Source organism: Aquitalea sp. USM4 (assembly GCF_004328945.1).
GTDB lineage: Bacteria > Pseudomonadota > Gammaproteobacteria > Burkholderiales > Chromobacteriaceae > Aquitalea > Aquitalea pelogenes.
In genome coordinates this window covers 710,487-736,037 of sequence record NZ_CP029539.1, presented here as the reverse complement: position 1 = coordinate 736,037, position 25,551 = coordinate 710,487, and the positions used below count along the sequence as shown (strand labels likewise).

The 25,551-nt window shown below is 61.0% G+C and carries 30 protein-coding genes; 19 read left to right on the top strand and 11 right to left on the bottom strand.

The window, feature by feature from the left end:
* Positions 1 to 17: 17 nt before the first annotated feature.
* The 5 genes from DKK66_RS03415 to DKK66_RS03395 form a co-directional block, all read right to left on the bottom strand.
* Complete coding sequence (locus DKK66_RS03415; RefSeq protein ID WP_242673563.1) at positions 18 to 686, bottom strand: HAD family phosphatase; 669 nt, start codon at positions 684 to 686, stop codon at positions 18 to 20.
* On the bottom strand, positions 686 to 1,690 hold the full coding sequence (locus DKK66_RS03410) for an ABC transporter ATP-binding protein (protein ID WP_045845565.1): 1,005 nt from the start codon (positions 1,688 to 1,690) through the stop codon (positions 686 to 688). The genes DKK66_RS03415 and DKK66_RS03410 overlap by 1 nt, the downstream gene beginning before the upstream one ends.
* 27 nt (positions 1,691 to 1,717) lie before the next feature.
* Positions 1,718 to 2,509 (bottom strand): ABC transporter permease, encoded by a 792-nt coding sequence (locus tag DKK66_RS03405; protein WP_045845566.1) that lies wholly within the window; start codon positions 2,507 to 2,509, stop codon positions 1,718 to 1,720.
* A complete protein-coding gene (locus DKK66_RS03400) occupies positions 2,506 to 3,417 on the bottom strand; it encodes an ABC transporter permease subunit (RefSeq protein WP_131355525.1) in 912 nt (303 codons plus the stop codon). The genes DKK66_RS03405 and DKK66_RS03400 overlap by 4 nt, the downstream gene beginning before the upstream one ends.
* A 165-nt stretch (positions 3,418 to 3,582) precedes the next feature.
* A complete protein-coding gene (locus tag DKK66_RS03395; RefSeq protein WP_045845568.1) occupies positions 3,583 to 4,680 on the bottom strand; it encodes an ABC transporter substrate-binding protein in 1,098 nt (365 codons plus the stop codon).
* Positions 4,681 to 4,893: 213 nt separating this feature from the next.
* Between DKK66_RS03395 and DKK66_RS03390 the strand changes: the two genes are divergently transcribed.
* The 12 genes from DKK66_RS03390 to DKK66_RS03335 all read left to right on the top strand — a co-directional run bounded on the left by DKK66_RS03390 (position 4,894) and on the right by DKK66_RS03335 (position 13,766).
* Entirely contained in the window at positions 4,894 to 5,619 is a 726-nt protein-coding gene (locus DKK66_RS03390; protein ID WP_131355522.1) for a UTRA domain-containing protein, read from the top strand.
* A gap of 186 nt (positions 5,620 to 5,805) precedes the next feature.
* A complete protein-coding gene (locus DKK66_RS03385) occupies positions 5,806 to 6,333 on the top strand; it encodes a hypothetical protein (RefSeq protein WP_131355519.1) in 528 nt (175 codons plus the stop codon).
* A gap of 178 nt (positions 6,334 to 6,511) precedes the next feature.
* On the top strand, positions 6,512 to 7,054 hold the full coding sequence (locus DKK66_RS03380) for a hypothetical protein (protein ID WP_131355516.1): 543 nt from the start codon (positions 6,512 to 6,514) through the stop codon (positions 7,052 to 7,054).
* A 129-nt stretch (positions 7,055 to 7,183) separates the two neighbouring features.
* Positions 7,184 to 8,176, top strand: a complete 993-nt coding sequence (locus DKK66_RS03375) for an asparaginase (RefSeq protein WP_131355513.1) — start codon at positions 7,184 to 7,186, stop codon at positions 8,174 to 8,176.
* A 579-nt stretch (positions 8,177 to 8,755) separates the two neighbouring features.
* Complete coding sequence (locus DKK66_RS03370; protein ID WP_131355509.1) at positions 8,756 to 8,983, top strand: hypothetical protein; 228 nt, start codon at positions 8,756 to 8,758, stop codon at positions 8,981 to 8,983.
* A gap of 92 nt (positions 8,984 to 9,075) precedes the next feature.
* The gene (locus tag DKK66_RS03365) at positions 9,076 to 9,633 is read left to right on the top strand and encodes an AAA family ATPase (protein ID WP_131355506.1); all 558 of its coding nucleotides are present in this window, start codon (positions 9,076 to 9,078) and stop codon (positions 9,631 to 9,633) included.
* 200 nt (positions 9,634 to 9,833) lie between these two features.
* The gene (locus DKK66_RS03360; protein WP_089084046.1) at positions 9,834 to 10,049 is read left to right on the top strand and encodes an RNA-binding S4 domain-containing protein; all 216 of its coding nucleotides are present in this window, start codon (positions 9,834 to 9,836) and stop codon (positions 10,047 to 10,049) included.
* A complete protein-coding gene (locus DKK66_RS03355) occupies positions 10,049 to 10,234 on the top strand; it encodes an oxidoreductase-like domain-containing protein (RefSeq protein ID WP_045845572.1) in 186 nt (61 codons plus the stop codon). Before DKK66_RS03360 ends, DKK66_RS03355 begins: the two co-directional genes overlap by 1 nt.
* Positions 10,235 to 10,237: 3 nt before the next feature.
* Positions 10,238 to 11,104 (top strand): 3',5'-nucleoside bisphosphate phosphatase, encoded by an 867-nt coding sequence (locus DKK66_RS03350; protein WP_131355502.1) that lies wholly within the window; start codon positions 10,238 to 10,240, stop codon positions 11,102 to 11,104.
* Positions 11,105 to 11,124: 20 nt separating this feature from the next.
* Positions 11,125 to 11,745, top strand: a complete 621-nt coding sequence (locus DKK66_RS03345) for an L-threonylcarbamoyladenylate synthase (protein WP_045845574.1) — start codon at positions 11,125 to 11,127, stop codon at positions 11,743 to 11,745.
* Between the two features lie 71 nt (positions 11,746 to 11,816).
* Positions 11,817 to 12,458, top strand: coding sequence for a site-2 protease family protein (locus DKK66_RS03340; protein ID WP_131355499.1), 642 nt, complete (start codon positions 11,817 to 11,819; stop codon positions 12,456 to 12,458).
* Positions 12,459 to 12,569: 111 nt separating this feature from the next.
* Positions 12,570 to 13,766, top strand: coding sequence for a tryptophan--tRNA ligase (locus tag DKK66_RS03335; RefSeq protein ID WP_045845576.1), 1,197 nt, complete (start codon positions 12,570 to 12,572; stop codon positions 13,764 to 13,766).
* A 478-nt stretch (positions 13,767 to 14,244) separates the two neighbouring features.
* On the opposite strand, the gene DKK66_RS03330 is transcribed toward DKK66_RS03335, so the two are convergent.
* On the bottom strand, positions 14,245 to 15,237 hold the full coding sequence (locus tag DKK66_RS03330) for an arginine deiminase-related protein (protein WP_131355496.1): 993 nt from the start codon (positions 15,235 to 15,237) through the stop codon (positions 14,245 to 14,247).
* A gap of 100 nt (positions 15,238 to 15,337) precedes the next feature.
* Between DKK66_RS03330 and DKK66_RS03325 the strand changes: the two genes are divergently transcribed.
* From DKK66_RS03325 to greB, 6 genes are all read left to right on the top strand, one after another.
* Complete coding sequence (locus tag DKK66_RS03325) at positions 15,338 to 16,234, top strand: LysR family transcriptional regulator (protein WP_045845577.1); 897 nt, start codon at positions 15,338 to 15,340, stop codon at positions 16,232 to 16,234.
* Complete coding sequence (locus DKK66_RS03320; protein WP_131355493.1) at positions 16,231 to 17,061, top strand: ScpA family protein; 831 nt, start codon at positions 16,231 to 16,233, stop codon at positions 17,059 to 17,061. Before DKK66_RS03325 ends, DKK66_RS03320 begins: the two co-directional genes overlap by 4 nt.
* A gap of 143 nt (positions 17,062 to 17,204) precedes the next feature.
* A complete protein-coding gene (gene scpB, locus DKK66_RS03315) occupies positions 17,205 to 17,837 on the top strand; it encodes an SMC-Scp complex subunit ScpB (RefSeq protein WP_045845579.1) in 633 nt (210 codons plus the stop codon).
* A 328-nt stretch (positions 17,838 to 18,165) separates the two neighbouring features.
* Positions 18,166 to 19,413 carry a 23S rRNA pseudouridine(2605) synthase RluB gene (gene rluB, locus DKK66_RS20415; RefSeq protein WP_370302983.1) on the top strand — a complete coding sequence of 416 codons (1,248 nt, stop codon included), beginning with the start codon at positions 18,166 to 18,168 and terminating at the stop codon, positions 19,411 to 19,413.
* 92 nt (positions 19,414 to 19,505) lie between these two features.
* Positions 19,506 to 19,976, top strand: a complete 471-nt coding sequence (locus DKK66_RS03305; RefSeq protein ID WP_165494098.1) for an NUDIX domain-containing protein — start codon at positions 19,506 to 19,508, stop codon at positions 19,974 to 19,976.
* Between the two features lie 65 nt (positions 19,977 to 20,041).
* On the top strand, positions 20,042 to 20,596 hold the full coding sequence (greB, locus tag DKK66_RS03300) for a transcription elongation factor GreB (RefSeq protein WP_045845581.1): 555 nt from the start codon (positions 20,042 to 20,044) through the stop codon (positions 20,594 to 20,596).
* Between the two features lie 77 nt (positions 20,597 to 20,673).
* Here the strand turns inward: greB and DKK66_RS03295 are convergent, their stop codons facing one another.
* Positions 20,674 to 21,129 (bottom strand): MarR family winged helix-turn-helix transcriptional regulator, encoded by a 456-nt coding sequence (locus DKK66_RS03295; protein WP_045845582.1) that lies wholly within the window; start codon positions 21,127 to 21,129, stop codon positions 20,674 to 20,676.
* Between the two features lie 199 nt (positions 21,130 to 21,328).
* Here DKK66_RS03295 and DKK66_RS03290 point away from each other — a divergent pair, with 199 nt between their 5' ends.
* Positions 21,329 to 22,483, top strand: coding sequence for a PLP-dependent aminotransferase family protein (locus DKK66_RS03290; protein ID WP_131355490.1), 1,155 nt, complete (start codon positions 21,329 to 21,331; stop codon positions 22,481 to 22,483).
* 70 nt (positions 22,484 to 22,553) lie between these two features.
* On the opposite strand, the gene DKK66_RS03285 is transcribed toward DKK66_RS03290, so the two are convergent.
* From DKK66_RS03285 to minC, 4 genes are read right to left on the bottom strand one after another with little or no spacing between them, the layout of a single operon-like run.
* The gene (locus DKK66_RS03285) at positions 22,554 to 23,495 is read right to left on the bottom strand and encodes a LysR substrate-binding domain-containing protein (RefSeq protein WP_131355487.1); all 942 of its coding nucleotides are present in this window, start codon (positions 23,493 to 23,495) and stop codon (positions 22,554 to 22,556) included.
* Positions 23,496 to 23,498: 3 nt separating this feature from the next.
* On the bottom strand, positions 23,499 to 23,756 hold the full coding sequence (gene minE / locus DKK66_RS03280) for a cell division topological specificity factor MinE (RefSeq protein ID WP_045845585.1): 258 nt from the start codon (positions 23,754 to 23,756) through the stop codon (positions 23,499 to 23,501).
* Positions 23,757 to 23,759: 3 nt separating this feature from the next.
* The gene (gene minD / locus DKK66_RS03275) at positions 23,760 to 24,572 is read right to left on the bottom strand and encodes a septum site-determining protein MinD (protein ID WP_045845586.1); all 813 of its coding nucleotides are present in this window, start codon (positions 24,570 to 24,572) and stop codon (positions 23,760 to 23,762) included.
* A 20-nt stretch (positions 24,573 to 24,592) separates the two neighbouring features.
* Complete coding sequence (gene minC / locus DKK66_RS03270; protein ID WP_131355484.1) at positions 24,593 to 25,315, bottom strand: septum site-determining protein MinC; 723 nt, start codon at positions 25,313 to 25,315, stop codon at positions 24,593 to 24,595.
* Positions 25,316 to 25,551: the final 236 nt, after the last annotated feature.

The following is a 25,551-nucleotide window of genomic DNA, read 5'->3' as shown; positions in this document are numbered from 1 at the left end:
CTTGCAAGGGCCGTTTTTCATGTGGCTGGCTGCGTCTGGCGGGACCAGAACAAGGGCTGCCAGCCCTGCTGTGCCGCCACGGCGGCCAGCTTGGGGTCGGCATTCACCGTGTAAGCCACATCCACCGCCTGCAGCAGCGGCACATCGTTGATGGAGTCGCTGTAACCGTGGCTCCCCGCCAGGCTCTGGCCATGTTGTTGCAGCCATTGTTGCAGGCGGATCACCTTGCCCTGCTGATAAGTCATCACGCCATGCGTGTGGCCGGTGTAGCAACCCGCCTCGGTGGCCAGCTGGATGGCCAGGAAATCATCCGCCCCCAGAAAGCGCGAGATCGGCCCCACCAGATGTTCGCCGGTGGCGGAGATCACCAGCAGGGTGCGCCCCTCGGCCTTGTAGCGTGCCAGCGTGTCGCGTGCCTGATCGAACACGATGGGGGCGATGATGTCGGCAATGAAACGCTCCACCCACTCGGCCACTTCCTCCACGCTGCGTCCCTGCATCGGTTGCAGGGTGAAGTCCATGTAGTCCTCCATGCGCAATTCGCCGCGGCGGTAGGCTGCCATCAGCTCGGCCTCGCGCGGCAGCATGTCGGCGGCGGCCAGACCATGTTGCACCATGAACTGCAACCACAGGCTGGAGCTGTCGCCGTCGGTGAGGGTGTCGTCCAGATCGAAAATGGCCAGCATCAACGCACCTCGCGCATGTCGTCGCGGCTGATTTGCAGGCGCACTTCGGTGCCGGCCGGCATCAGGTCGCTGGCGGTGCGGTTCAGCCGGTCCACTTGCAGGGTGACGCCCGCGCTTTCAATCTGGTAACGAATGATATTGCCCAGCAACTGGTGCTGGCGGATGGTGCCGGCCAGCGTGTCGGCCTGCTGGCTGTGTGCATCCAGCACGTGGATGGATTCCGGGCGGATGGCCATGTGGCCGTTGATGTTCAGGCCCAGCAGGCGCTGTGTCTCTGCAGCGCCCAGCAGATTGTAATTGCCCATGAAGCGGGCCACGAATTCGGTGGCCGGTTCGGTGTACACCATTTCGGCGCGGCCTTCCTGTTCCACCCGGCCCTGGTTCATCACGAAGATGCGGTCGGACATGGTGAGCGCTTCTTCCTGATCGTGGGTGACGAAAATGGTGGTCAGGCCCAGACGGCGCTGGATGTCGCGAATCTGCTCGCGCAGGTTCTTGCGGATGCGGGCATCCAGTGCCGACAGCGGTTCGTCCAGCAGCAGGATGCGCGGCTCCACCACCAGCGCGCGCGCCAGTGCCACTCGCTGACGCTGCCCGCCGGACAGTTCGTGCGGATAGTGGTTTTCCTTGCCGGAGAGTTCCACCAGCTTGATGACTTCCGCCACCTTGCGGGCAATCTCCGCGCCATCGCATTTGCGCATTTTCAGGCCAAAGCCGATGTTCTGCGTCACGTTCATATTGGGAAACAGCGCATAGCTCTGGAACACCATGCCGATGCCGCGCTTTTGCGGTGACTGGTGGGTGATGTCCTCGCCACCCACGCGGATGTGGCCGGAGGTGGGGGTTTCAAAACCGGCAATCATGCGCAGCACAGTGGTTTTGCCGCAGCCGGACGGGCCGAGGAAGGTGACGAACTCGCCCTGCTCGATGCTCATGTTGAAGTCGTGAACCACGACATGGTCGTCAAAGCGTTTGTGCAGATTATTGATGGTGAGGTAAGCCATGTGGTTTTCCTTGGATTCTGTCTGGGCTCAGGCCGTCTTGCGGGCCGGGCGGGCATTGCGGGCGAATACCTGGATCAGCCCCATCGAGGCCCAGGTCACCAGGAAGGCGATGATGGCCAGTGCCGAGGGCTCGTAAGCGCGGTTGGCACCGATCAGTTGCAGGTAAGGGCCAAAGGCCGGGCGGCCCAGCAGGCTAGCCATGGTGAATTCGCCAATCACTACCGCGAAGGTAAGAAAGGCACCGGACAGGATGGCCGACTTCACATTCGGGAAAATCACCTGCAGCAGGATGCTGGGCCAGCTGGCACCCAGGCTCTCGGCCGCTTCGGTCAGGGTGCGTACATCAATGGCGCGCAGGCCGGCGTCGATCGAGCGGTACAGATAGGGCAGGGCCAGCGTGACGTAGCTGCACATCAGCAAAAAGTCGGTGGCGCGGTCATTGCCGGTCAAGGGCAGCCAGGCGCTGCTGTTGTACAGCTTGAGGTAGCCGAACACGATGACAATGGCCGGAATCACCAGCGGCAGCAGGGTGATGAACTCCACCAGCGGACGCAGGCGTGGCAGCTTCAGCTGAATCCAGTAGGCCGTCGGCACCACCAGCAAAATGCCGACGATGATGGTAAGCACCGCCATCAGCGTGGAGTAGCCGAATGTGGCCTGAAAGCCGGGGTCGGACAGCACCACCTTGTAGGCTTCAAAGCTGTAGCCGTCGCGGTTCATTTTCAGGCTGAACTCGAAAGTGGCAATCAGCGGTAGCAAAAAGTAAATGGTGCCGATGGCAATGGCCACCCAGGCGCCCAGTCGCGATGTCGATTTCATTCACGCCCCCTTTCGGCGCGGCTGCGCAGCCAGATATAGCCGGCATTGGACAGGCCGGTCACCACAATCATGCCCAGTGCCAGTGCATAGCCCAGGTTCTGGTCGTGCAGCACATCACCACGAATCTGTGCATACAGCAGGATGGGCACGATATTGAGCGAGCTGCCGGTCAGTGCGTAAGCAGTGGCTACCGCGCCAAAGGCATTGGCGAACAGCAGCAGGGTGGAGCCCAGGATGCTGGGCCACAGAATGGGCAGGGCAATATGCCACCAGTAGGCGACGCTGCTGCCGCCCAGGCTTTCGCAGGCTTCGCGCCATTCGGCACGCAGGCCGTCAATGGCCGGGGTGACAATCAGCACCATCAGCGGAATCTGGAAATACAGATACGTCAGCGTCAGGCCGATGAAGCTGAGGATGGAAAAGCCGGTGCTGTAGAGGTCGAAGTCGGCATAGTTGCGCAGCAGGACCGTCACCAGACCCATGCGGCCCAGCGTGGACAAAAAGGCAAACGACAGCGGAATACCGGCAAAGTTGGACGCCACGCCGGAGAAGGTCATCAGCGTGGGGCGAATCCAGGCGGGCAGGCCGCCCTGAATGGCCGCCAGCGCCAGCAACAGACCGATCAGGCTGCCACCCAGTGCGGACGCCGCGCTGACTTCAAAGCTGATCCAGTAGGCCGACAGAATGCTGTCGTCAAACAGTTTGGCAATATTGCCCAGGGTGAAATGGCCGTTGGCATCCTGGAACGCGCCTATCATCAGCGTGGCGGTGGGCAGGATGAGAAACAGCAGGGCAAACAGGAAAAACGGCACCACGCCCAGCCAGTTCAGGGCAGACGGTGCCAGTCTCTTGCGAGCCTGTCCGGCCTCGGGCGGGCAGTGTGTGACGGTATCGGGTGAAGTAGGCATCCGTGGTGCAGCCTCGTAAAAATGGGGAAGCCCGGCATGGGCAGGGGGTCTGCCGTGCTGTTGTGCTGCCTGGTGGGCAGGTCGGGTCTGTCCCGGTGACAGGATGGGGTAAACGTCATGGCCGCCGTAGCGGCCATGACGGAAAGACAAATCAGCAGGTCGGGCTTACTTGACGTTGCTGCCCACTACGCTGTCCCACTGCTTGGTGATGGTGGCCTTGTAGACCTCCTGCTGTTCCAGCGTGGGGAACACGGCCTTCTTGTAGTTGGCTGCGGCCGGCAGCTTGGACAGCAGGTCAGCCGGGACTTTCTTGCGGGCAGCCAGGTCGTTGAAGCGGCTGGGGTGGCAGTAGCCCTTCAGCCAGCCCAGTTGGCCTTCGTCGGAGTACAGGTATTCCATCCACAGCTTGGCGGCGTTCGGGTGCGGGGCGTAGGCGCTGATGGCCTGTACGTACACGCCGGCCACCACGCCGGTCTTCGGTACCACCACGGCCACTTTCGGGTTGCCCTTCAGGGTGTCGCGGTCGGCCAGGGCGTTGTAGTCCCAGCGCACGATGATGGGGGTGGTGCCCTGCGCCAGCGAGGCCGCCTTGCCGATCACTGGCACAAAGTTGCCATTCTTGTTCAGTTGCGAGAAGAACTTCAGGCCAGCGTCGGCAGCCTTGGCCGGGTTGCCGCCTGCTTGCGACAGGCCGGCAGCGTACACGCCCATGATGGCCTGGTTGGCAGTGCGCGGGTCACCGGCCAGCGCCACGGCATTCTTGTATTCCGGCTTCAGGAGGTCGGCCCAGTCAGCCGGTACCTTCTTGATGATGTCGGTGTTCACTTCGAAAGCCAGTACGCCGTAGTAATCGCCGTACCAGTAGCCGTCCTTGTCCTTCACTTCGGCCGGAATGCTGTTCCAGGTGGATACCTTGTACGGCTGGATCAGGCCGGCTTCCTTGGCTTGCGGGCCAAAGGACAGGCCAACGTCGATCACGTCCGGCGCTTGCGGGCCCTTGTTGCCCTTGTTGGCCTTGATGGCCTCGACCTCGTCACCGGAACCGGCATCCGGGTTCAGTTCGTTTACCTTGATGCCGTACTTGGCCTTGAAGCCGGCCAGCAGGTCGCCATAACCACACCAGTCATGCGGCAGGGCGATGGTGGTGAGTTCACCTTCCTGCTTTGCCGCCTTGATCAGGCTGTTCAGATCCTGTGCATGCACAGCGGAAGCACCAACACTCAGTGCGGACAAAACAACTGCGGCCATCAGCTTCTTGTTCATTGGGACGATCCTTTGGACTAGGTCAATTGAGCAGGGCGATCTTAGGCAGTGCAGATGACGAGATGATGTGCGGCAAGTTTCAGTTGCGTGTCAGTTGCATGAAGTCTTGGGATCGACCTGTTCTGGCCAGAAACCGACATGCTGTCGTGCGGCTGTCATACAGCTCTGCTAAACACTAAGCGGTAGCGCAATCAACGTGGACTAGTCCAGATCATGGCAACAGAAAATAATCAGACCCAGGTGGCCCAAATACGACAGTCCTTGCTGGCGCAGATGGCCGGTGGCCTGCTGCCACCGGGCAGCAAATTACCGGCAGAACGCACTTTGTCGCAGCTGTTTGATACCACTCGCATCACCCTGAAGGACGCCTTGCTGGCGCTGGAGGCGGAAGGCTGCATTTACCGCGAAGAGCGGCGCGGCTGGTTTGTGGCCCCGCCGCGGCTGGAGTACAACCCGCAATACCGTGGCCATTTCCAGCAGATGGTGCAACAGCAGCAACGGCGGGTGGATACCCGCGTGCTGTCATCGCGCAGCATGGTGGCGGCACCGGAAATCAGCCAGCGTCTGCAATTGCCCGCGCTGGCGCGGGTGTTGCAAATCTGCCGCCAGCGCAGCCTGGATGGCCGGGTAGTGCTGTATGTCGAGCATTACCTGAAGCCGGAATGCTTTCCCGGCATCATGCGCGAGGATTTGTCGCAATCCCTCACCGAACTCTACCAGCAGCATTACGGCCTCCATTACAGCCGCTCGCGCTTTGACATCACCCCCACGGCGGCGCGTGGTGCGGTGGCGCAGGCGCTGATGCTGGCCGATGGCTCGCCCATCTTGCGCATTGCCCGCATCAATTACGACCAGCAGCAGCGCATCATCGACTGCGATATCGAATACTGGCGGCACGATGCCATCCGCGTGACGGTGGACAGCCAGCCGCTGGCCTGAGCCGTGTGCAGCGCCATATCACCATGCCATTGGCCTGAATGGCTGGTTTTCAGCGCGAAAAAGGCATGAATTAACAATTGCACACAGTTTTCTTACAAACGCTTACCAAGTGATACAGCAGGGCAACAGACGCTAGCCGGTGTGCGGTGCATGCTGCAAGCACGATAACAACACTGGAGAATCCTGATGAAAACCCGAGTCCATCGTCTGGCCGGCTGGCTGTTGCTGGCCGCTTCTGTCAGCAGCCTGACTGCTTGTGTCGTGACTCCGACTCGTACTCAGGTCGTCTACAAGCCGGTGCCGGTCACGGTCCAGGCCCCTGTCGCGGTGCGCTGGAACCCGGCCGAACATCCTTATTACGCTCATGCGATGAGCGATTTGCGCCAGGCGCGCGCCTTGCTGGCACGGCCGGATGTACAGCCGGTACAGGATGATGAGCGCTGGGCTGTCGGTGCCATTGACGCCGCGCTGAAGGAAATGAGCCAGGCCTCCATTCAGGATGGCAAGAACCCCTGGCAGATTCCGGCCCCGGATGCGCGCCTGAACCCGACTGATCGATTCCATCAGGCCCTGCAATTGCTGGAACAGGCGCGTCGTGATGCCAGCCATCGCGAAGACGACCCCTGGGTGCGCGATCTGCAAGGCCGCATCCTGCATCATATCGATGATGCACACCGCGCCACCCAGCAGGCCATTGCCGACGCCTTGCGCTAAGACCCGATAACAAAACCCCCGCTCCAGCGTTGCGCCGCCTTGTCGTACCCCATGTACTGTCTGCGGCGGCGTGCCTTGGCCCGGGAGCTCTGCGAGGTTTTGTTCTCGGTTCTGAGCCCACCGTTTTCCTGACGCACTGCAACAACAATAAACCCGCTTGCAACCCTGGGAGATCACGATGTCTACCTTGAAAAAAACACTGGCAACCCTGCTGCTGGCCGGTTCGGCCCTGCTGGCTGCTTCGGCGGCACAGGCTGACGACTGGCACGATAATGGCTGGCACCCGGACATGCGCCAGGACTGGCACGAAGGCATGCCCTGGCGCTTCGAGCAGCACCACTGGCACCCGGATGAACACCCTTACTACATGCATGCCATGACCGACCTGCGTCTGGCGCGTGATCTGCTGGCCCGCCCGGATCAACCGCAGGTAGAGCAGGGCGAACACCGTGCGGTGGACGCCATCAACCAGGCCCTGCATGCCATGCACGATGCGGCCATCGATGATGGCAAGAACCCCTTCCAGCGCCTGCCGCCGGATGCCGAATACCGCCCGGACGACCGTTTCCACCAGGCCCTGCGCCTGCTGGACAAGGCCAGGCAGGATGCCAGCCATGAAGAGGACGACCCCTATCTGCGTGGTTTGCAGCACTTCATCATTGGTCAGATCGGCATGGCCCAGCATGCGGTGGATGACGCCATTCGCCAGGCACTGCGCTAAGCTGTTTACTACCTGCCAGCCCCCGTCACAGCCATGCTGTTGCGGGGGTTTTGTCATTGCAGCGATGCCGCAGCCAACCGGGTTTTGCGCTACCATGCCGGCTGTTTGATGTTGACCAAGGATGCAACCATGACCCGCCTGCTCATCCTCTATACCGGTGGCACCATCGGCATGGACCACACCCCGGAGGGCCTGGCCCCCGTTCCCGGCCTGCTGCCGCGCCTGCTGGAGCGCTTCCGCACCCCGGCACTGGACTTTGACGTGGTGGAATACCCGCAGCTGATCGACTCTTCCGCCATTGTCCCGGCCCAGTGGCAGCAGCTGATTGACGATCTGGCCACCCGCTATGCCGCCTACGACGGCTTTGTGGTGATTCATGGCACAGACACCATGGCCTACACCGCCAGCGTGCTGGCCTTTGCCCTGCAAGGCCTGGCCAAGCCGGTGATTGTCACCGGTGCGCAACTGCCGCTGGTCCATCCGCGTTCGGATGGCTGGAGCAATCTGGCCGATGCGCTGGAAGCCGCCAGCCAGCCGGATTTGCACGAAGTGTGCATCGCCTTCAACCGCCTGCTGCTGCGTGGCTGCCGTGCCCGCAAGCTGGATGCCGCCAGCTTTGCCGGTTTTGACAGCCCCAATGCCCCGGCGCTGGCCAGCTTTGGCATTCAGGCCCACTGGCAGCGCCAGTACTGGCTGCGTGCCAGCCAGCCTTTCCAGCCGGTGGCGCTGGATGTTTCGCTCAAGCTGGCTACTTTCTTCCTGACACCGGGCTATGCCAGCACGCTGGCCGGGCAGGCCATGCGGGAGGGCGATCTGGATGCCGCGGTGCTGATGAGCTATGGCAATGGCAATACCCCGGCCGACCCGGTATTGCTGGATGGTGTGGCGGCGCTCAGTGCCCGTGGCGGTGCAGTCCTGAATATCAGCCAGGTGGTGCATGGCGCGGTGGAAGTAGGTGCCTATGCCGCCAGCCAGCCGCTGGCCCGTGCCGGTGCCATTGCCGGTGCCGACCTCACGCCGGAGGCGGCTACGGCCAAGCTGCTGGTGTTGCTGTCGCAAGGCCTGCGTGGTGATGCCCTGCGTCAGCAATTGTCCACGGTGCTGATGGGCGAGAGCAGCTAACAGCGCATATTGTTCAGCCATGCAAGGCGTGCCAATGGCACGCCTTTTTTATTGCTGCAGTAGTGTGGGAATTGACTAAAAAATAAGCGGTGTTGAATTTTCCTGTATCTTCAATGATTTGCCGCATTTATCCACATCCCCTCCACATGGCGGTACACGGCTGGCGTGGAAAACTACGGCTATTGCTCAAAAAACAGGCAGTGTTGCAAAGTCGTTTCAATCTCAGTGACTTAGCTGTCTTGTCCACAGTCCACACACAAGCCTGTCCCCGCTGCTTGTGTAAAAACAGCAGCCACGCCGCTTGTGCTGCTGCGCCGGACCAGCCTCATCCACAAGAAGCGGCTTTGCCTAAAAAATAAGCAATCAACAAAAAATGTCGCGGATTCATGCACTTGCCCCACTTGCCCACAGGCGATGCACAAGCCTGTCCCCGCGTGGTGTGTAAAACCCTTGTCTGGCCTGCATTTCGCTGGGTTTTTGCCCATGCTAGGCCATGGCAGGACAGTTAAATGGTGGTACCGGCCAGCAGTTGCGTGGATTGCCTAAAAAACAGGCAGTGTGGAAAAGGACAGCCGGATCATGTACTTAGCCAATTTGCCCACAGACCGTGCACAAGGCTTTCCCCGGCTGGTGTGTAAAAATGCCGGCCAGACGGGAAAACCGGAGGGATGGCCGCCTGCAAGTGAACAACTGATGGGGATCAAAAGATTGCCTAAAAAACAGGCAATGGCAAAAAGCCATTGTGGTATCAGCCACTTGCCGCTGTTTTCCACAGCTCGCGCACAGGGCTGTCCCCGCCAACGGTGAGAAAAGCGTTTTGTCCGGCACAAAACGTCGGCAAGACTACTGGCAGCGGGGCAAGCCGACGTATAATTACACTCTTTGGCAGCAGGTTTGCCGTGAGCATCATTCACCGAATCGCCGTGGTCGGGCCGGAGTCCTGCGGCAAGAGCACCTTGTCGGCCCAGCTGGCCGCCAGCATGCAGACGCAAGGCATGCGCGCCGTCCATGTGACGGAATATGCACGTGACTACTACGCCAATCGCCCCTACCAGGTGGCGATGTCCGACATCGAAGCCATTGCCCACGGGCAGTTGCAAGCGGAGGAGGTGGCGGCCCGGCAGCACGACTGGCTGATCTGCGATACCACGGTGCTGACCTGCAAGATATGGGCGGAAGTGGCATTCGGGCAGGTATCGCCCGCCTTGTTGCAGCATTACCGCCCGCACGACTATGTGCTGACCCTGCTGACGGCGGCAGACATACCCTGGCAGCCCGATCCGCTGCGCAGCCATCCACAGGAACGCGACTGGCTGCTGCGCTTGTATCAGGCCGAGCTGGCGGCGGCGGGCATTGTTCCGGTCTTGCTGCACGGTAGTGAACAGCAACGTCTGCAGCAGGCCTGGCATGCCATCCGGCAACTGCCACAATGGCTTGATGGTTTGCCTAAAAAATAGTCAGCCGGCACAAAGCCTTTGGCATTCAATGGCTTGTCCTGTTTTTCCACAGGCCGCTCACAGGCCTGTCCCGCCGCCGGGTGGAAAACCGGTGGCAACTGCCTAAAAAACGGGCAGTGACGGATTTTGCTTTTCGCTCAAACAGTTGCAGGCCTTGTCCACAAGCGGTGCACAAGCCTGTCCAGAATGGATGTGTAAAAATGAAGGAAACCTTTGCCTTGCGTAATGACTACATCGCGCTGTGCGATTTGCTGAAAACCTGCAGCGTGTGTGCTTCCGGTGGCGAAGCCAAACATTTCATTGCCGAGGGCAATGTCGCCGTGGATGGCGTGCAGGAGTTGCGCAAGACCTGCAAGATCCGCCCCGGTCAGGTAGTGAGCGGCGACGGTTTCACCATCACGGTGGTGGCGGCCTGATGAGCGAGGCCGAACTGCCGCCGGATGACGACCCGATGCCGCAGCCGCCGTTTGAAGTCACCGACGACATGTGTTGCGGCAGCGGTTGCGACCCCTGCATCCTCGACACCTATTACGCCGAGCTGCGCGACTACCGCAGCCGGCTGGCCGCCTGGCAGGCGCGGCACAACAAGGACGGACAATAAGCCATGGCCAGCATTGACCTGCATTTTCATTCACATGCCTCGGACGGCGCCCTGCCGCCGGCTGAAGTGATTGCCCGCGCGGCAGAGCGTGAAGCCACGCTGGTGGCGCTGACCGACCACGACTGCACCCGCGGTCTGGCCGATGCGCGTGCCGCCGCTGCCGCCCACGGTGTGGATTTCCTCAATGGCGTGGAAGTGTCCGTCACCTGGAATGGCAAGCACACCGTGCATATTGTCGGGCTGGGGATAGACCCGGAACATGCGGCACTCAAGGCGGGCTTGCAGTCCATCCGCGATGGCCGGGTGCAACGTGCACAGGAAATGTCCGACTCGCTGGCCCGTATCGGCATTCATGGCGCTTTCGAGGGCGCGATGGCGGTGTGTGAAAACCCGGAAATGGTGGGCCGTACCCACTTTGCCCGTTTCCTGGTGAACAGCGGCGAGGTCAAGGACGTGCGCACGGTGTTCCGCAAATACCTGACGCCGGGCAAGCCGGGTTATGTGCCGCATGAATGGGCGCGGCTGGCCGATGCCGTCGGCTGGATTGTCGCCTCCGGTGGCATGGCGGTGATTGCCCATCCCGGCCGTTACGATATGGGCCGCACCCTGATCGAGCGGCTGATTCTGGACTTCAAGGACGCTGGCGGCCAGGGCATCGAGGTAGCCAGCGGCAGCCACAGCCTGGACGACATGCACAAGTTTGCGCTGATTGCCCAGCGTTACGGCCTGTTGTCCAGCGCCGGCAGCGATTTCCATGCCCCGGGCGAAGGTGGCCGCGACGTGGGCCGTACTGATGATCTGCCGCCCATCTGCCAGCCGGTATGGCAGGCACTGCAGGAACGCATCATCCGCGCCCCGCGCGCGGCATAAACCAACACTAAAGCACACACATGGCACAGTTTTTCATGATTCACCCGGACAATCCGCAACAGCGGCTGATCCGGGAAGCCGCCAACATCCTGCGTAATGGCGGGGTGGTGGTGTATCCCACCGACTCCTGTTACGCGCTGGGCTGCATGCTGGGCGACAAGAAGGCGATGGAGCGCATTCTGGCCATCCGCCAGATCGAACTCAAACACCACCTGACGCTGGTGTGTCACAACCTGTCCGAGCTGGCCAACTACGCCCGCGTCGACAACAGCCAGTTCCGCCAGCTCAAGGCCGCCACGCCCGGCAGCTACACCTTCATCCTGCAAGCCACCAAGGAAGTGCCGCGCCGCACCCTGCATCCCAAGCGCGCCACCATCGGCCTGCGGGTGCCGGACCACAAGGTGGCACTGGCGCTGCTGGAAGAGCTGGGCGAGCCCATCCTGTCCTGTACCTTGCTGTTGCCGGGCGACGAGGAAGCACTGACCGACCCGTATGAAATCCGCGAGCGGCTGGAGCACGTGGTGGATGCGGTGATTGACGGTGGCTGGTGCGGCACCGAACCCACCACGGTGATTGACATGACCGATGGCGTGGAACTGCTGCGCCAGGGCAAGGGCGACGCGGCCATCTTCGGTCTGTAAAACCCGCACTGGAACCATCCGTGCCTGCCCCCATCTAGTGGGGATCAACGTTTTCATTTGAAAAAGAAGCCATGGGCGATACCTCTCAACTGATCCAGCAGATCAGCATTTATGCCTTGCCAGTTTTGCTGGCCATTACCCTGCACGAAGCAGCGCATGCTTATGCGGCCAAACGTTTTGGCGATGCCACGGCCTATATGCTGGGCCGCATGACGCTGAACCCGCTCAAGCACATCGATCCGGTGGGCACGGTGCTGCTGCCGCTGTTATCGCTGATGATGGGTGGCGTGCTGTTTGGCTGGGCCAAGCCGGTGCCGGTGAATTTCGGCGCGCTGCGCAATCCGCGCGTGGGCATGCGCTGGGTGGCTGCCGCCGGGCCGCTTTCCAACTTTGTCATGGCGGTGATCTGGGTGCTGCTGTTCAAGCTGGCCATCGTCATGGATAACAGCTATACCGAGCCGCTGGCGCTGATGAGCAAGGCCGGCATCAATATCAACGTGATGCTGATGGTGCTCAACCTGCTGCCCTTGCTGCCGCTGGATGGCGGCCGCATCGTGGAAAGCCTGCTGCCACCCGGCATGGCCTACAAGTATTCCCGGCTGGAGCCCTATGGCATGTGGATCCTCATTGCGCTGCTGTTTACCGGCGCACTGATGCCGCTGCTCAATCCCTTGCGCCAGCTGGTGTATCATCTGCTCAGTCTGTTTCTCTAACTTGCGGGAGGCCGCCTTGCCCGGTGGCCGACACAGCCTGTACCGTCCGCGCAGCAGCATGCGCAGCCCGGCACAGGCTGTGTCATTCCCGGACCATCTGGAAATCACACCATGTTTGCCAATCGCATCCTTTCCGGCATGCGCCCCACGGGCAGCCTGCACCTGGGTCATTACCACGGCGTCATCAAGAACTGGGTAGAGCTGCAATCCAGCCACGACTGTTACTTCATGGTGGCCGACTGGCATGCGCTCACCACCAATTACGACGACGTGGCCATCATCGAAAAGAGCATCTGGGACATGGTGATCGACTGGCTGGCCGCTGGTGTCGACCCGGAAAAGGCCACCGTGTTCATCCAGTCCAAAGTGCCGCAGCATGCCGAACTGCATCTGGCGCTGTCCATGGTGACTCCGCTGTCCTGGCTGGAACGGGTGCCCACCTACAAGGACCAGATCGAAAAACTGTCCACCAAGGACCTGGGCACCTACGGCTTCCTCGGCTACCCGCTGCTGCAGGCGGCTGACATCCTGGTGTACAAGGCCGGGCTGGTGCCGGTGGGCGAAGACCAGGTGCCGCATATCGAACTGACCCGCGAAGTGGCTCGCCGCTTCAACAACCTGTTTGGCCGTGAACCCAATTTCGACGAACTGGCCCAGGCCGCTGCCAAGAAAATCGGCAAGCAGGGCAAGCAGTTCATGCAGCAACGTACTGCCTATCTGCAAGACGGCAATGCCGAAGCCCTGCAAGCTGCGCGCGAGATTCTGGCCGCCAGCCAGAACCTGGGCGTGGCCGACCGCGAACGTCTGGCCGGCTGGCTGGAAAACAAGGGCAAAACCATCCTGCCGGAGCCGGAAGCCAAGCTGACCGCCGCCTCGCGCATGCCGGGCCTGGATGGCCAGAAGATGTCCAAGTCCTACGGCAACACCATTACCATGCGCGAATCGCCGGAGCTGGTGAGCAAAAAAGTGAAGGCCATGCCGACCGACCCGGCCCGCGTGCGCCGCACCGATGCCGGTAATCCGGAAAAATGCCCGGTATGGCAGCTGCATCAGGTGTACAGCGACAACGACACCCGCGAATGGGTGAAAAAAGGCTGTACCAGCGCCGGCATCGGCTGTCTGGAATGCAAGCAGCCGGTGATTGACGGCGTACTGCGCGAACAGCAACCGATGTTCGAACGTGCCGAGCAATACCTGACCCATCCGGACCGGGTAAAGGAAATCGTGTTCGAAGGCTGCCGCCGCGCCGAGAAGGTAGCCAAGGAAACCATGGGTGACGTGCGCGCTGCGATGGGGCTGGGTTTCTAAAGCTTCAGCCTGGGCAGCGCTTGCAGTACAAGGCCGGAACGGAAGTTCCGGCTTTTTCATTTTCCGGGGGCGGTGATTACCCCAGACTGATAGCCATATTCTGTTTCATGCGGCTTTTTCACTACGAGAAATTTGGGGGAGCGCGGAGTGCGTATATGGTGGTGAGTGGCCGGGAGGTGGAGATTCGAACCGATATGCCCGATCCCTCGTTGGCACGCGCCGACTGAATGGCCACGGGCAAGGTTTTAAGCCACCGCATGTCTGAGCGGCGCGACGATAGCGCGCCGCGAGTTCGGTGGCGCCTTGGCCGTGGTCGGACAGGCGGAAATACGCGGGCCGTCGAGGTCGCCTGGGGTTGCAAGGGGGCTGGCGAGGCAGCCCCCTTGCCTGCTGGCGGGCAGCCCCGCCATACCACGCAGCCATATTGTCTGGCGCGAGCCAAAGAGGCATGGAGGTGGCATTTTGCTTTGTTGGCTGCTTAGTGCTCCAGTCGAGGCAAAAACACCTCCGCCAGCATGCAGCGGCAACTGCCGCCACCGACTGCTTCAATGGTGGGGATGGGGTTGACTACCGGCTGGCCGTGACGCTCCAGCACCCGTTGCTGTTGCGGGGTGAAGCCATTCCAGGCGCGTTGCGACATGGCCAAGAGCGGGGTGCCGTCCTGTGCCGCCAGTTGCAGGATATTGCCGCAGAAATGCTGTTCCACTTGTTCATGACTGATGTGGATCACCTCGTGGGTGGATTCCAGCGCGGCCAGCACCCGTTGGCGTTGTTCCGGCTGATACAGGCTGTCGGCGCAGATCACTGCGATATCCTGTCCCACCGACATCATCACATTGCTGTGATAGATGGGGACGCCGTGGCTGTCGGCAGTGTCGAACAACTGCACATCGTCCAGTCCGCGCAAGCGGGCATAGCGGTACAGCGCCAGCGGATGGCAGCGCTGCGAGCGGGCGGCATACACCCGGCGGCGGGCATGATCGAAAATCATCACCCCGGTGCCTTCCAGAATCAGTTCTTCTTCCCACGGGTGGCCCACCCAGCTGATCTGGTTGATCTGGTAATCATGCTGCAGCAACAGCCGCGCCAGTTCTTCCACCCGCCTCTCCTGCCGGCGGTTGGGCGTGTGCATGGGGTAGATGTGCAAGCTGCCATCGGCGCTGGTGGTGAACCAGTTGTTGGGAAATACCGCATCCGGGGTGGGAATGCCGTCCGGGCTCTTTTCCAGCACCATTACCCGCAGGCCGTGGTCTTGCAGACGGCGGGTCATGGCGTCGAACTCGGCCATGGCCTGGGCGGTGACGGCGGCGGCAGGCAGGTTCAGCCGGTGCTGGAACACATTGTCGGCACCGGTCTGTTCGTTAAAGGCAAAGTCGACCGGGCGCACCATGACCACGGCGCGAGCCAGCTGCGGTTGTGCCGGGCGGTTCAGCGACAGCGGCTGAATCCAGGGCAGATTCTGATTTCCCATGTGATGAATTCGGGGCGGAGTGTGGAGGGTGCTGGTATAGTAGCCAGATCAAGATCAAACAAAAAGTTGGATTTGTTTGACATTTCCATAATGATTTGGAATGGATTTTCACCTAGCCGCCCTCAAGGCCTTTGTCACCGCCGCACGTGAAGCCTCGTTTTCCCGCGCTGCCGACTGCCTGCATCTCACCCAGCCCGGTCTGTCCAAGCGCATCCGCAGCCTGGAGGATGGCCTGCGGGTGGAATTGTTCGACCGCATCGGCCGCCGCACGGTACTGACCGAAGCCGGGCGCGCCTTCCTGCCGCATGCGCTGCGTATTCTGGCCGAGGCCGAGCAGGCCAGCCAGCTGCTGCGTAGCCTGCAACCGGCCCAGGTGGGCAAGCTGCATCTGGCTACCACCCAGCACATCGGTCTGTATTACCTCAAGCCCGTGCTGGCCGATTTTGTGCGCCAGTATCCCGGCATCGACCTCACCGTGGATTTCAAGACCTCGGCCGAAACCCACAAGCTTTTGTGTCAGGGCGAGCTGGAACTGGGCTTCATGTCCGAACCGCCCTTGCACGAGCAGGCGCTGGACTATGTGGCGGTGCTGGAGGAAAGACTGTGCTTTGCCGTGGCCGGGCAGCACCCGCTGGCACTGCTGGACTCCCTCACCCTGCAGGACCTGGCGCGTTATCCCGCGCTGTTGCCCGGCAGCAATACCCGCTGCCGCCGGCTGATTGAAAACCTGTTCCAGCAACAGGCCACCCCGCTGGACGTGCGTGAGCCGTCCAATTATCTGGAAGCGCTGCGCATGCTGGTAGAGGCGGGGCTGGGCTGGACAGCGCTGCCGGAAGTGATGATCAGCAGCACGCTGTGCCGTCTGCCGCTGGCCGAGCACGAACCCTCGCGCACCATCATGCTGGCCTATCACCGCAAGGTCAGTCTGTCCGGCCCGGCGCGGCTGTTTCTGGAATGGGTCAAAACCCACCCGCTTGGCGTAAACTCTGCCGCATGAGTACCCCGACCTCGCCCGACAACTTTGCCCTGACTGCGCCGGAATTGCCGGCCGGCCTGCCCATTGCCCATGTGTTTGGCCAGCCGGTGCTGGAAGTGCCACAAGACCTGTTCATCCCGCCCGATGCCCTGCAGGTGATTCTGGAAAGCTTCGAAGGCCCGCTGGACTTGCTGCTCTACCTCATCCGCAAGCAGAACCTCGATGTGCTGAATATCCCCATGGCCGACATCACCCGCCAGTACATGGGCTATGTGGATGCCATGCGCGCCGAGCGGCTGGAGCTGGCGGCGGAATACCTGCTGATGGCGGCGCTGCTGATTGAAATCAAGTCGCGCCTGCTGCTGCCGCGCCCGCCGCTGGATGAAGAAGGCGAACCGGACGACCCGCGTGCCGAACTGGTGCGTCGCCTGCTGGACTACGAACAGATGAAGCTGGCAGCGCTGGAGCTGGACAAGCTGCCGCAGGCCGACCGCGACTTTGCCTGGCTGGCGGTATTGATCGAGCAGGGGGCAGAAGCGCGGCTACCGGATGTCGCCGCGGTGGATCTGCGCCAGGCCTGGCTGGCCATCCTGTCCCGCGCCAGACACAAGCGCAGCCACAAGGTGGAAAAGGACGAGCTGTCGGTGCGCGAGCAGATGAGCTGGATCCTGCGCTACCTGGCAGGGCGCGAATACGTGCCGTTCGAGGAACTGTTCGAAGTCGACAAGGGCGTGGCCCATCTGGTGGTCAACTTCATCGCGGTGCTGGAACTGGTGAAGGAAGGGCTGATCAAGGTCAGCCAGGACGCCGCCTATCAGCCCATCTATGTGCGCATCGCCATCAACTGATGCCGCCCACTGTTGCATACAGCACAGTCGCGGACGAATAGACAGTGTCGCTCGCGTGGATTTCATGTAAAATCCGCGCCTTCCCCCGCGCAATGTATTTCGCTCCCGTACCCCGCAAGCCGGGCCGGGCGATATCAGGTCCGATGACCACCATCACCGACTTAAACTATCTCAAGATCGTGCTGGAAACGGCATTGTTGACCGCGACGGAACCCTTGTCGGTATCCCAGCTCAAAAAGCTGTTTACCGAAGACATCAAGGCAGCCCTGCTCAACGACATCCTGGAAGACATCCAGGCTGACTGGCGTGGCCGCGGTGTGGAACTGGTGAAGCTGGCCAGTGGCTGGCGCTTTCGCGCCCGGGCCGAATTCACCCCCTACCTGTCACGGCTGAACCCCGAAAAACCGCCGCGTTATTCGCGTGCCGTGATGGAAACCCTGGCGATTATCGCCTACAAACAACCTGTTACCCGTGGTGATATCGAATCCATCCGTGGCGTGTCGGTATCCACCAGTGTGATGCAAACCCTGCTGGAGCGGGGTTGGATTGAAGTAATCGGGCACAAGGACGTGCCCGGCCGGCCGGGGCTGTATGCCACCACCCGCAAGTTTCTGGATGATCTTGGCTTTGTTTCGCTAAGGGATCTGCCACCGTTGGCAGACTTGGGAACACTGGTCATACCCGATGCCCAGCCACAAGAGATCGGCAGCGAAGACGCCGAAGACACTCTCCCCCTCGACGATGAGGCGGACAATCTGGAGCCACTGGCAGAGTAGCCCGTGCGCTCGTACTGAAAGAGCATGATTTATGTCTACCAAAGGACAAAACAACGCCCGCCAGCCGGTGGCGCGTGTAAAGGGCCGCGAAAGCACCAGCCAGCGCCGTCAGCCTGACGCCGCACGTGGCAATGCCCCGCAGCAGCAAGGCCGTGGCAAGCCGGGAGGCTTTAGCAAACCGCGCAACCCGCAAGAAGCTGGTGGCAAGCCGCAAGGTCGCCGCCCGGCACCGCGCGATGCCTATGGCAACCTGATGCAGCCGCAAGCCGGTGCCGCCCCGCACGAAAGCGCACCGCTGTTCAAGATGAGCCGTGCCGAACTGGCACAAATGGAATTGCAACGCCAGGCCCGTGGCCTGCCGCGTGATGAAAACGGCGAACCCAACGGTAATGTGGCCGAGCCGAAAAAACCGGCCAGCAACCGCCGCAAGGAAACCGTGAACCGCCGTGGCGAAGTGCAGGCCAAGCCCGCAGGCACCGGCAAGCGCAACCAGTCGGAAAACAATCGCCAGCAACAGGCTGCCCGTCGTCAGGAAAAGGCCGAGCGCCTGCAAGCTGAAGGTGGCGAAGCCCTGCAACACGAGCGCCGCTTTGGCAACAAGAATGCCGCCATGCCGGTGGCCGATGGTGAACAAAGCCCGCGCGAACAGCGTCGTGCTCCCGCCGCGGGCAAACCGCGTGCAGAAGGCAAGTCGCTGGTAATCAAGGCAAAAAAGTTGCGTCTGCGCAGCCCGAGTCAGGACGTGAAAGAAAAGTCCAAGCGGCTGCGCGAGGTACGCCTCGACAAGGAACAGATTGAACCGGTACGTCTGCAAAAGGCGCTGTCGGCATCTGGTGTTGGCTCCCGTCGCGAGATGGAAGAGTGGATTGAAGCCGGCCTGGTGATGGTCAATGGCAAAAAAGCCAATCTGGGCGACCGTGTCGGCCCGGAAGACCGCGTCACCGCCAAGGGCGACGTGATCAAGCTCAAATGGGCTGACCGTCTGCCGCGCGTCATCATGTACCACAAGCAGGAAGGCGAAATCGTTTCGCGTGACGATCCGGAAGGCCGTGTCAGCGTGTTCGACCGCCTGCCACAGGCCAAGAGCAGCCGCTGGGTGGCCATCGGCCGTCTGGACGTCAACACTTCCGGCCTGTTGCTGATCACCACCAGCGGTGAACTGGCCAACCGCATGATGCACCCCAGCTTCGAAGTGGAGCGTGAATACGCGGTGCGCGTGCTGGGCGAGCTGACCCCGGAAATCGCCAAGGAAATGACCGCCGGTGTCGAGCTGGAAGACGGCCCGGCTGCCTTCCAGCGCGTATTCCAGCGCGGTGGTGCCGAAGAAGGTGCCAACCAGTGGTACAACGTGGTGATCAAGGAAGGGCGTAACCGCGAAGTGCGTCGCATGTTCGAACACTTCGGCCTCACTGTCAGCCGTCTGATCCGCGTCCGCTTTGGCAACCTGGGCCTGCCCCCGCGCCTTAAGCGCGGTCAGTTCTACGAACTGAACGAAGCCGAAGTGGCTGCGGTGATGAAATGGTCTGACCTCACCATGACCGGCCGCAAGAAAACCCGCGGCAGCAAGGGCGAGTGAGCCGCCGCCATTGGCCGTCGCTGACGGCACTGGCGACGCGTGCAGGCAAATGGGTGGCTGCCTTGCGGTCACCCGTTTTGCATTCTGACGACGTGTCGCATCAAGGCAGGCAGCAGGCAACCCTGCCCGGGGCAGCTGCCCGCTTGCTGGCAGGCAAGCGCGGTCCGCGTGCCTCGGTAGTCATCATCCAGGATGGCAGGCTGTTGATGATGCAGCGCATCAAGAATGGCAAGGAATACTATGTCCTGCCCGGTGGCACCATCAAGTCTGGCGAAACCCCGGCCATGGCCGCGGTGCGAGAGACGCGCGAGGAAACCGGGCTGAATGTCTGGCTGGCCGAACAGCTGGATGTGCTGGAGCACAAGGGGCGTATCGAGCATGTCTTCCTGGCCAGCAAGTTTCGTGGCACGCTGCGCCTGGGCGGGCCGGAACTGGCGCGCATGACCGAGGACAACCAGTATCATTTGCTGTGGCTGGACTATCAGCAGTTGCAGCAGCTGAAACTGCGGCCGAAAAACCTGCTGATGTATTGCCAGGAATGGCTGTTGCCGCCGCACAAATAATGGCTTGATGAACCTGCCGTACCGCTTTTGGCAAGCGGACTGCAACCCAAGGCTGGAAGATTCGCATGAGCAAGGCATTTACCCGAGAAAACGACGAAGCAGAAGACGATCTGCCAGCCGAACAGCGGCTGCCCGCGTCCAGCAAGAACTACATCACCCCCGGTGGCTGGTTGCGGCTGAAGGACGAGCTGTACCAGCTGGTCAACAAGGAAAGGCCGGAAGTGGTGCAGATCGTCAACTGGGCTGCCAGCAATGGCGATCGCTCGGAAAACGGCGACTATCTGTACGGCAAGCGCCGCTTGCGCGAAATCGACCGCCGCATCCGCTTTTTGACCAAGCGGCTGGAGCTGGCCGAAGTGGTGGACCCGGAAGCCCGTGAGGCGACAGATCAGGTGTTTTTCTCCGCCACCGTGCTGATTGAGCGCGGCGATGGCAGCGAGCAATTGCTGCGTATTGTCGGAGTGGATGAAATCGATCTGTCGCGTGGCCATATCAGCTGGATTTCACCGATTGCCCGCACTCTGATCAAGGCGCGCGAAGGCGACACCGTGCTGTTTCGCGGGCCGGATGGCGATGAGGATATCGAGATCCTGGAAGTGCGCTACGAGAAAATCAGCTGAACCCACCGGGTTTGGTCACAAGCAAAAGCCCGTGCAGTTTGCACGGGCTTTTTTGCGTCCGGGGCTGCGTATTGTCCCTAGTGCTTGCCTTCGTCTGGCTCCTGACGGCCAGCCAGCTGGCTGTTGACCGCCATCCAGTCGCGAGTGGCGGTGTCGCCAATGCGGCTGAACGCCTGGCTGAGCAGGCGGGCTTGCTCCTTGTGCAGGGCTTCTTCCAGCTTGCGTCCTTCGCTGGTCAGCGACAGTTGCTTCACCCGCTTGTCGTGGCTGGCCGCCACGCTGGCAATCAGCCCCATTTCCACCAGCTGGCGCAAGGGCATGTTGATGGCCTGCTTGGTGACATCCAGCGCGCCCAGCAGGTCCTTGACCGACAGGCCGGGATAGCGGGCCACAAAGAACAGGATGCGGTGATGAACGCGGGCCAGGCCACGGCGGGCCAGTATTTCATCCGGCTTGGCGGTAAACGCCTTGTAGGCATGGAAGAACACTTCCATCGCCGCGCGCAGGTCAATCGAGCTATCAGTGTCAGGCATGTTGACGACTTCCCCGCCTAGGGGTAAATTAGGTCAAAAAAATTGACGTTTATTGTTCGTTGGATTGGCACAGCAGTAAACCATATGGCGGTAGCAGCCCAACAACAACACTGCTACAGGAGCTCCGCTTCCGTAGGCTTACCACCCTCGGCCACGGCGATATGGTTGACATACTGATGTGACAATCAGGGAGATTACCATGTTTTCAGAACGTATCGAACGACTGATGGGTTCGCTGATCCGCGAAATTCTGGCCGCGGCACAGCGCCCTGAAGTCATTTCCTTTGCCGGTGGCCTGCCGGCAGCCAGCTGTCTGCCCAAGCTGGACTTTACCGGCATGCCGCAATCACTGGCGCAATATGGCACGACCGAGGGTGAACCGGAACTGCGTGAGCTGATTGCAGCCCAGGCGCGCAAGATGGGGCTGGACTGTACTGTCCAGCAGGTGCTGGTGCTGTCCGGCTCGCAACAGGCTATCGACCTTGCGTCCAAGCTGTTCATCGACCCGGGTACACCGCTGGTGACCGAAGGCCCCACCTATCTGGCCGCCTTGCAGTCATTCAAGCTGTTCGGTGCCAAAATCACCGCCGTGGCACAGGAAAACGGCCAGCTGTCGCCGGACAAGCTGGATCAGGCCCTGCGTACGGCCAAGCCGCGGCTGACCTATCTGATTCCCAGCTTCCAGAACCCGTCCGGTGCCTGTTACAGCGAGGAAAACCGCCGTGCACTGGCCGAGGTGATCGACAGCCATGGCCTGCCGGTTTACGAGGATGATCCGTACCGCGCACTGTCCTACGATGGCGAAGCACCGGCACCGCTGGTGAGCCACCTGAAGAACACGCCGTGGATTTATGCCGGTTCCTTCTCCAAGACCCTGGCACCGGGCTTGCGCGTAGGTTATCTGATTGCCTCGCCGGAACTCTACCCGCATCTGGTCAAGCTCAAGCAATCCACCGACCTGCACAGCAATCGTCCCGGTCAGTGGTTCATTGCCCGGCAACTGGCCAGCCCTGATTTCCCGGCTCACCTGCAATCCTTGCGCGATACCTACCGCGTTGGCCGCGATGCCATGCAGCTTGCGCTGGAAAAGCATTTTGCCGATCTGGCAGACTGGCAGGTTCCCAAGGGTGGGCTGTTCTTCTGGCTGACGCTGAAGCGTCCGCAAGACACCCGCGAGCTGCTGAAAGTGGCGCTGGCGGAGTGTAATGTCGCCTTCATGCCGGGCGAGCCGTTCTACCCCGATCCGGAAGATGGCATTGGACATTTGCGGCTCAATTTCAGCCACGCAGTACCAGAACGGATTGAAGAGGGTATCGCGCGACTGGCTCAGCTGGTACGCAGGGCTGACGCCTGAGAATGTTGCTGGCAGACAAGCAAAAGCCGCTCAAGAAGAGCGGCTTTTTTCTTGCTGCAGTTGGCTGGTTTCAGCTGCCTATCGGCCCTGCGCCTTCCAGCATGGTCACTCCAGGAAGACCGGACCGGAACACGGCCTGTTGCAGGGTTTCCACCGCCTTTTTACGGAAGAACTGCTTGCGGGTCACCAGCAGGACCCGGCGCTCGGGTGCCGGAGCCTCGAAGGGGACTACCGACAACAGGCTGTCATCGCCGGGGCCGATGGAGGTGGATGGCATCACCGTCACCCCCATGCCGCTGGCCACCATGTGGCGGATGGTGTTGAGCGAGCTGCCCTGCAAGGTGCTGGCCAGGCCCGAGTGGTGGTTTTGCTTGCTGGCCAGTTCGCTGCATGCCTGCAACACCTGATCACGGAAGCAGTTGCCCTGGGTCAGCAGCAGCACGCTTTCGTCGGTCAGCTGGCTGGCATTGACACAGTCCTGCTTCTCCCAGGGATGTCCCTTGGGCGTGGCCACCACAAAGGGCTCGTCATACAGCGGCCAGGCCACCGTACCGGCTTCTTCGAACGGGTCGGCCACGATGATGGCGTCCACTTCACCGCGCTTGAGCATTTCTGCCAGACGCGCGGTGTAGTTCTCTTCCAGGATCAGCGGCATGTCCGGTGCCAGAATGCGTAGCGCCGGAATCAGCCGTGGCAGCAAGTAGGGGCTGATGGTGAAGATCACACCCAGCTTGAGCGGCCCCACCAGCTCGTTCTGGTGTTCGCCGGCCAGTCGCTTGACGGTTTCGGCTTCCTCCAGCACGCGCTGTGATTGCTCGATGATGCGTTCACCAATTTCCGTCACCGCCACTTCCTGGCCACCACGCTCGAACAGGGTGATGCCCAGTTCGTCTTCCAGCTTCTTGATGGCGATGGACAGAGTGGGCTGGCTGACAAAGCAGCTTTGTGCGGCGCGACCAAAATGGCGCTCGCGCGCCACGGCCACGATGTAGCGGAGTTCGGTCAGCGTCATGGTTTAGCGTTGATGCTCCGGCAGTACGATATTCACTTCCAGTACTTCGAAGTCGTCCTGGCGCTCCACCTGTACCTTGATATCGTCCAGATTGACCGACACGTACTTGGAGATCACCTCCATCAGCTCGCGCTGCAGGGCGGGCAGATAGTCCGGTGCGCTGCGGCCATTGCGCTCATGCGCCAGGATGATCTGCAGACGCTCTCTGGCAATGGCAGCGGTTTTCTGTCGTTTGCCGAACAGGATGTCGATAAGGGACATGGTTTAACCTCCGAACAGGCGCTTGAGCAAACCCACTTTGGGTGCATCAAGGAAGCGCATGGGGCGATCTTCGCCCAGGAAACGTGCAATCACGTCCGAATAGGCTTCGGCTACGTCGCTGCCCTTCAGATGAATGGCAGGGGTACCGGAGTTGGAGGCTTGCAGTACGGTTTGCGATTCCGGAATCACGCCGATCAGCGGCACGCGCAGGATTTCCTTCACGTCATCCACCGACAGCATTTCGCCCTTGTCCACGCGGGCAGGGGAGTAGCGGGTAATCAGCAGGTGCTCTTTCACCGGCTCGCCACCTTGTTCGGCGCGGCGCGATTTGGAGGCCAGAATGCCCAGGATACGGTCGGAGTCGCGTACCGAAGAGACTTCCGGGTTGGTGACGATCAGCGCTTCATCGGCAAAGTACAGTGCCATCAGTGCGCCTTTTTCGATACCGGCCGGGGAGTCGCACACAATGTACTCAAAGCCGCTGTCGGCCAGATCCTTCAGTACCTTTTCCACGCCTTCCTGCGACAGGGCATCCTTGTCGCGGGTTTGCGAGGCCGGAATGATGTACAGGTTGTCGCAGTTCTTGTCCTTGATCAGGGCCTGGTTCAGCGAGGCTTCGCCATTCACCACATTGATCAGGTCGTATACCACGCGGCGTTCGCAACCCATGATCAGGTCCAGGTTGCGCAGGCCGACGTCAAAGTCGATCACCACGGTCTTGTGGCCGCGCAGGGCCAGGCCGGAGGCAAAGCTGGCACTGGTGGTGGTTTTGCCGACACCACCTTTGCCGGAAGTCACGACGATGATTTTTGCCACGGTAAATCCTTTGATGTGAATTATTCGCCAAGCGCGGTCATGACCAGGCGCTCGTTCTCAAGTTGAATCTGGGTCGGCTTGCCCTTGATGCTCTCCGGCAAGGCCTGTTCGATAGTGCGATAGACGCCGGCAATGGAAACCAGTTCGGCTTCCATGCTGCGTACAAAAATGCGTGCGGCGGTATTGCCCCGTGCACCAGCCAGCGCACGGCCACGCAGCGGCGCGTAAACATGGATGTTGCCATCAGCAATCACTTCGGCACCGGCGCTCACCATGGCCAGTACCACCAGATCGCAGCCACGGGCGTAAATCTGCTGGCCGGCACGTACCGGCCGGTCCACGATCATGGTGCCGGGCGGCGGTGCCACCACGGCGGCGGCTTCTGCCGGTTTGTTCTGGCTTTCGCTGCTGCTTTGGGTGGAGCGGGCCGGGGTTACGCCACGCACATAAGCCAGGCCGTAGCGGCTGGCCACTTCCGCCATGGATGTTTCCGGATGACGCAGGGCAACCACGCGGATGCCATGACGGCTGAGCATGGGCAGCAGCCGGCCGTATTCGGTGTCGGCAGCTTGCGGCAGGCCTTCCACATCCAGCAAAAAGGCTTCGGCCGGTGCATCACCGGCCGGACCGAAGCGGGCATCCAGGGCGGTGGTGAGTTCTTCCAGATTGTCCGTGTGGAGAATCAGGGCCAGCAGATCGAGGCTGGCAGATTTGATGTCAAAGGCGTTGGCCGCAGAGCTCATGGGTAGGCTTTATATAAATAGATTTCTTCTATGGAGCGAGTTTACTGGCTTGCACTGCCCCTTTCAATGGCGCTGAATCAATCTGCATGCGGTAAGGGGCCTGCATTTTGCGCTGCAAAAAAAATCGTTGACGCCAGCGCCAGGAAATAGTCTTGCAACTGTAATGCTTTTGGAATGTTGCTGTTGTAAAAACACATACAAAATAGCTGTTTAGCTGATTGTGCGCTGCAACATTT

What these genes read in the sequence shown, in the direction of transcription:
- DKK66_RS03415 (WP_242673563.1), bottom strand. Translation starts at nt 686, where the DNA reads ATGCTGGCCATTTTCGATCTGGACGACACCCTCACCGACGGCGACAGC.
- DKK66_RS03410 (WP_045845565.1), bottom strand. Translation starts at nt 1,690, where the DNA reads ATGGCTTACCTCACCATCAATAATCTGCACAAACGCTTTGACGACCAT.
- DKK66_RS03405 (WP_045845566.1), bottom strand. Translation starts at nt 2,509, where the DNA reads ATGAAATCGACATCGCGACTGGGCGCCTGGGTGGCCATTGCCATCGGC.
- DKK66_RS03400 (WP_131355525.1), bottom strand. Translation starts at nt 3,417, where the DNA reads ATGCCTACTTCACCCGATACCGTCACACACTGCCCGCCCGAGGCCGGA.
- DKK66_RS03395 (WP_045845568.1), bottom strand. Translation starts at nt 4,680, where the DNA reads ATGAACAAGAAGCTGATGGCCGCAGTTGTTTTGTCCGCACTGAGTGTT.
- DKK66_RS03390 (WP_131355522.1), top strand. Translation starts at nt 4,894, where the DNA reads ATGGCAACAGAAAATAATCAGACCCAGGTGGCCCAAATACGACAGTCC.
- DKK66_RS03385 (WP_131355519.1), top strand. Translation starts at nt 5,806, where the DNA reads ATGAAAACCCGAGTCCATCGTCTGGCCGGCTGGCTGTTGCTGGCCGCT.
- DKK66_RS03380 (WP_131355516.1), top strand. Translation starts at nt 6,512, where the DNA reads ATGTCTACCTTGAAAAAAACACTGGCAACCCTGCTGCTGGCCGGTTCG.
- DKK66_RS03375 (WP_131355513.1), top strand. Translation starts at nt 7,184, where the DNA reads ATGACCCGCCTGCTCATCCTCTATACCGGTGGCACCATCGGCATGGAC.
- DKK66_RS03370 (WP_131355509.1), top strand. Translation starts at nt 8,756, where the DNA reads ATGTACTTAGCCAATTTGCCCACAGACCGTGCACAAGGCTTTCCCCGG.
- DKK66_RS03360 (WP_089084046.1), top strand. Translation starts at nt 9,834, where the DNA reads ATGAAGGAAACCTTTGCCTTGCGTAATGACTACATCGCGCTGTGCGAT.
- DKK66_RS03355 (WP_045845572.1), top strand. Translation starts at nt 10,049, where the DNA reads ATGAGCGAGGCCGAACTGCCGCCGGATGACGACCCGATGCCGCAGCCG.
- DKK66_RS03350 (WP_131355502.1), top strand. Translation starts at nt 10,238, where the DNA reads ATGGCCAGCATTGACCTGCATTTTCATTCACATGCCTCGGACGGCGCC.
- DKK66_RS03345 (WP_045845574.1), top strand. Translation starts at nt 11,125, where the DNA reads ATGGCACAGTTTTTCATGATTCACCCGGACAATCCGCAACAGCGGCTG.
- DKK66_RS03340 (WP_131355499.1), top strand. Translation starts at nt 11,817, where the DNA reads ATGGGCGATACCTCTCAACTGATCCAGCAGATCAGCATTTATGCCTTG.
- DKK66_RS03335 (WP_045845576.1), top strand. Translation starts at nt 12,570, where the DNA reads ATGTTTGCCAATCGCATCCTTTCCGGCATGCGCCCCACGGGCAGCCTG.
- DKK66_RS03330 (WP_131355496.1), bottom strand. Translation starts at nt 15,237, where the DNA reads ATGGGAAATCAGAATCTGCCCTGGATTCAGCCGCTGTCGCTGAACCGC.
- DKK66_RS03325 (WP_045845577.1), top strand. Translation starts at nt 15,338, where the DNA reads ATGGATTTTCACCTAGCCGCCCTCAAGGCCTTTGTCACCGCCGCACGT.
- DKK66_RS03320 (WP_131355493.1), top strand. Translation starts at nt 16,231, where the DNA reads ATGAGTACCCCGACCTCGCCCGACAACTTTGCCCTGACTGCGCCGGAA.
- scpB (WP_045845579.1), top strand. Translation starts at nt 17,205, where the DNA reads ATGACCACCATCACCGACTTAAACTATCTCAAGATCGTGCTGGAAACG.
- rluB (WP_370302983.1), top strand. Translation starts at nt 18,166, where the DNA reads ATGGAATTGCAACGCCAGGCCCGTGGCCTGCCGCGTGATGAAAACGGC.
- greB (WP_045845581.1), top strand. Translation starts at nt 20,042, where the DNA reads ATGAGCAAGGCATTTACCCGAGAAAACGACGAAGCAGAAGACGATCTG.
- DKK66_RS03295 (WP_045845582.1), bottom strand. Translation starts at nt 21,129, where the DNA reads ATGCCTGACACTGATAGCTCGATTGACCTGCGCGCGGCGATGGAAGTG.
- DKK66_RS03290 (WP_131355490.1), top strand. Translation starts at nt 21,329, where the DNA reads ATGTTTTCAGAACGTATCGAACGACTGATGGGTTCGCTGATCCGCGAA.
- DKK66_RS03285 (WP_131355487.1), bottom strand. Translation starts at nt 23,495, where the DNA reads ATGACGCTGACCGAACTCCGCTACATCGTGGCCGTGGCGCGCGAGCGC.
- minE (WP_045845585.1), bottom strand. Translation starts at nt 23,756, where the DNA reads ATGTCCCTTATCGACATCCTGTTCGGCAAACGACAGAAAACCGCTGCC.
- minC (WP_131355484.1), bottom strand. Translation starts at nt 25,315, where the DNA reads ATGAGCTCTGCGGCCAACGCCTTTGACATCAAATCTGCCAGCCTCGAT.